Annotated in this window: 4 protein-coding genes; 2 read left to right on the top strand and 2 right to left on the bottom strand. The window is 75.1% G+C overall.

Annotated features, from left to right (window positions below):
• The first annotated feature begins 202 nt into the window (after positions 1-202).
• Positions 203-1,162, top strand: coding sequence for an FAD-dependent oxidoreductase (locus tag GTW08_RS16790; protein WP_073576584.1), 960 nt, complete (start codon positions 203-205; stop codon positions 1,160-1,162).
• Between the two features lie 5 nt (positions 1,163-1,167).
• Here GTW08_RS16790 and GTW08_RS16785 read toward each other — a convergent pair whose 3' ends face one another.
• Both GTW08_RS16785 and GTW08_RS16780 read right to left on the bottom strand, forming a co-directional pair.
• Positions 1,168-1,941: an SDR family NAD(P)-dependent oxidoreductase gene (locus tag GTW08_RS16785; protein WP_073576585.1), complete on the bottom strand. Its 774-nt coding sequence runs from the start codon at positions 1,939-1,941 to the stop codon at positions 1,168-1,170.
• 24 nt (positions 1,942-1,965) lie between these two features.
• Entirely contained in the window at positions 1,966-2,409 is a 444-nt protein-coding gene (locus GTW08_RS16780; protein WP_073576586.1) for a VOC family protein, read from the bottom strand.
• A gap of 160 nt (positions 2,410-2,569) precedes the next feature.
• Here GTW08_RS16780 and GTW08_RS16775 point away from each other — a divergent pair.
• The coding region (locus tag GTW08_RS16775) for a hypothetical protein (RefSeq protein WP_161152203.1) at positions 2,570-3,317 on the top strand (748 nt) is incomplete at its 3' end.

Raw genomic sequence — 3,317 nt, 5'->3', positions numbered from 1 at the left:
CCGGCGGCCGGGTCGGCGTCGTCGAGCAGCCGGGCGCCCAGCGCGGCCTGCAGCGGGACGGCGAGGACGAGCGCGGCCCGGCGGGCCAGCGCCGGGCCGGTCAGCAGCGGTGCGGTCACCGGGCCGAGTGTGCGCCCCGGGGGTGGCCGGGCGTCGACGTCCGGATGACGATCCGGGGCCGGTGGCTGCGAGGATCGCCGGCATGGGAGGCAACCGACGGGCGGTGGTGGTCGGCGCCGGGATCGCGGGCCTGAGCTGCGCGGTCCGGCTGCGGGAGCGGGGCTGGTCGGTACGGGTGCTGGCCGACGCGCCGGTGGAGGCGTCGACGTCGCACCTGGCCGCGGCGGTGTGGTTCCCGACCCGCGCCGGGCCGCGGGACAAGGTCCTCGACTGGGGCCGGCGCACCTTCACCGAGCTGGCCCGACAGGCCGCCGACGGCGTCCCCGGCGTCGTGATGCGGGAGTCGCTGACCCTCTACCGGACCGAGCCGGAGCCGCAGTGGTGGGCCGACGCCGTCGGCGAGGTCCGCCCGGCCCGGCCCGGCGAGCTGCCGCCCGGCTACGCCCACGGCCTGCGTTTCGCGGTGCCGCTGGTCGAGATGCCGGTGCACCTGCCCTGGCTGGCCGCCGAGGCCGGGCGCCGCGGGATCGTCCTGGAACGCCGCCGCGTCACCTCGCTCGACGAGGCCGGCCGGGACGCCGACCTCGTCGTGCACTGCTCCGGGATGGGCGCGCGCACCCTGGTCGGTGACACCACGGTGACCCCGGTGCGGGGACAGATCGTGCGCGTCACCAACCCCGGCCTGACGATGTCGGTCCGCGACGAGGCGCACCCCGGCGGACGCGCGTACGTGCACCCCCGCGCGCACGACTGCGTCCTCGGCGGCACCCTCGACGACGGCGTCTGGGACGCGACGCCGGACCCGGCCGCCGGCGAGGCGATTCTACGACGCTGCCGCGACATCGTCCCCGCCCTGCGTGACGCCGAGGTCCTGGAGCACCTCGCGGGCCTGCGCCCGGCCCGCCCGGAGGTGCGGCTGGAGGCCGAGCCCGCCACCGCGACCCTGCCGCGGGTGATCCACGACTACGGGCACGGCGGTTCCGGCATCACCCTGTCCTGGGGCTGTGCCGACGACGTCGCGGACCTCGCCGACGCCCCCTGACCCGGTCAGGACATCCGCGGCTGCCCGTTCGACGCGGACAGCCCGCCGTCGACGGGCAGGTTGACCCCGGTGACGAACCGCGCGTCGGGCCCGGCGAGGAAGGCGATCACGTCGGCGACCTCGGCGGGCTCGCCGCCGCGGCCTATCGGGATGCGGTCGGCGAAGCGGGCCATCAGGTCCTCGTCGCCGGTCATGCCCTCGGTCATCTCCGTGTGGGTCAACGACGGGCTGACCGCGTTGACCCGGACCCCCTCGCCGCCGTGGTCGAGCGCCATCGCCCGGGTGAGGTTGACGACGGCGCCCTTCGCCGAGTTGTAGGCGACGTTCGCCCAGTCCCCGCCCAGCCCCGACACCGAGGTCACGTTCACGATCGACCCCCGGGTCGTGCGCAGGTGCGGCACCGCGGCGCGGGAGGCGAAGAAGACCCCGTCGACGTCGACGGCGTGCACGAACCGCCACTGTTCGGTCGAGGTCTGCTCCGCGGTGCCCGGCCGGGCGACCGCGGCGTTGTTGACCAGCGTGTCCAGCCGCCCGAAGCCGGACGCGACCTCGTCGACGAGGTGGGTGATCGCCTCCTCGTCGGACGAGTCGGCGACCAGCACGTGCATCCGTTCGGCGACCGCCGGGTCGGCGCCGGCCACCACGTCGTCGTGCTTCTCCTTCGTCCGCCCGGTCAGCACGACCGTGGCCCCGTCCGCCGCGAACCGCCGCGCGGTGGCGGCGCCGATGCCCGAGCCCGCTCCGGTGACGATCGCGACCGTGCCGTCCTTCGTTCCCATGATCGGCGGGTACCCGGGGTGGGCTCACACGATGCAGAAGTCGTTGCCCTCCGGGTCGGCCATCCACAGGTGGTCCACATGTGGAGAACCCGGGGACAGGTGCTCCTCGACGACCCGGGCGCCGAGCGCGCACAGCCGTCGTGCTTCCGCCGCCAGGCGCTCGCCGCGCAGCTCGGCGGGCAGATGCCGGCCGCCGGAGACCTGCAGGTCCGGGTGCAACCGGTTCTTCACCGTGCGGGGCTCGTCGACCCGCAGGAACGAGATCCGCGGGCCCGCGCCGTCCGGGTCGCTGATCGCGGCGACGTCACCCCACTCGTCGGCAGGCACCTCGTGGTGGATCATCCACGCCTCCCAGGTCTCGAACCCGGTCGGCGGAGGGGCGGGGGCGTAGCCGAGCGCGGCACTCCAGAACTCCGCGAGCAGGCGTGCGTCGGCACAGTCGACGGTGATCGTCCAGGGGGTCGCCATGGGTGGAGGCTACGGCCGAACCCCGACCGTTCCGCGTGGCGCGGGTCGCGCCGACGCCCGGTCACGGGGTAACTTTCCGCATCCGATCACCCGGTGCACCGGTGGAGGGCGAGTGAACGGACAACCGCCCGGCAACGGAGTGCGACGACTGAGCCTCCGCATGGGGTCGGCGGCCGACGTCGAACGGTTCGCCGCGGAGTTCTACGCAGGCGCGGTCGTACGGCCGGTGGGCGACGGCCGCGACTTCGAAATGGGAAACGAGACCGTCGCCGCCCCGGGGTTCTCGCTGAGCGATCTGTGGGTCACCGCCGAGATCGACGCGACGGTCGACCCGGTCGAGAACGCCTTCATGATCGATCTGGTGCAGGGCGGACGCATGCGCCTGGGCACCGAGGCGTACGGCACCGTGCTGCTGCAGCCCGGCGACGTCGGCGTGCTCCCGCCCGAGGGCCGCTTCCGGGACCTCGCCGAGGACATCGACCTCGACGTCGTCGCCCTCGACACGGCGGCCCTGTCCCGCTGGGCCGGGCAGGTGCACGGCGTCGCGGTCGACCGGGTGCGGCTGTCCGGGATCACCCCGCTGAGCGGGGCGCACGCGCAGCGCTGGGCCACAACCGTGGTGAACGTGCGCGACCGGGTGCTCGGCAACCCGATGCTGCTGGACGGGTCCGTCGCCCTCGACGAGGCGTTCGGGCTGCTGGCCTCGCGGTTCCTGGAGACGTTCCCGAACACCGTGCTCGACGAAGCCGGCCGGCGCGGGAGCGCACGCACCCCGGCCCTGCCCTCCCGTCTGGTCCGCAGCGTGACCGAGCACCTGCGCACCCACGCGCACCGGCCGTTCGACCCCGCGGAGCTGGCCCGGCTGACCGGGGGCCCGGCCCGGGCCGCCGTCGCCGGGCTGCGGCGGG

Origin of the sequence: Pseudonocardia sp. SID8383 (assembly GCF_009864975.1) — a bacterium.
GTDB classification, from domain to species: Bacteria; Actinomycetota; Actinomycetes; order Mycobacteriales; family Pseudonocardiaceae; genus Pseudonocardia; species Pseudonocardia alni.
Note: the sequence above shows the minus strand (reverse complement) of the source record. Positions and strands in the feature narration are given on the sequence as shown.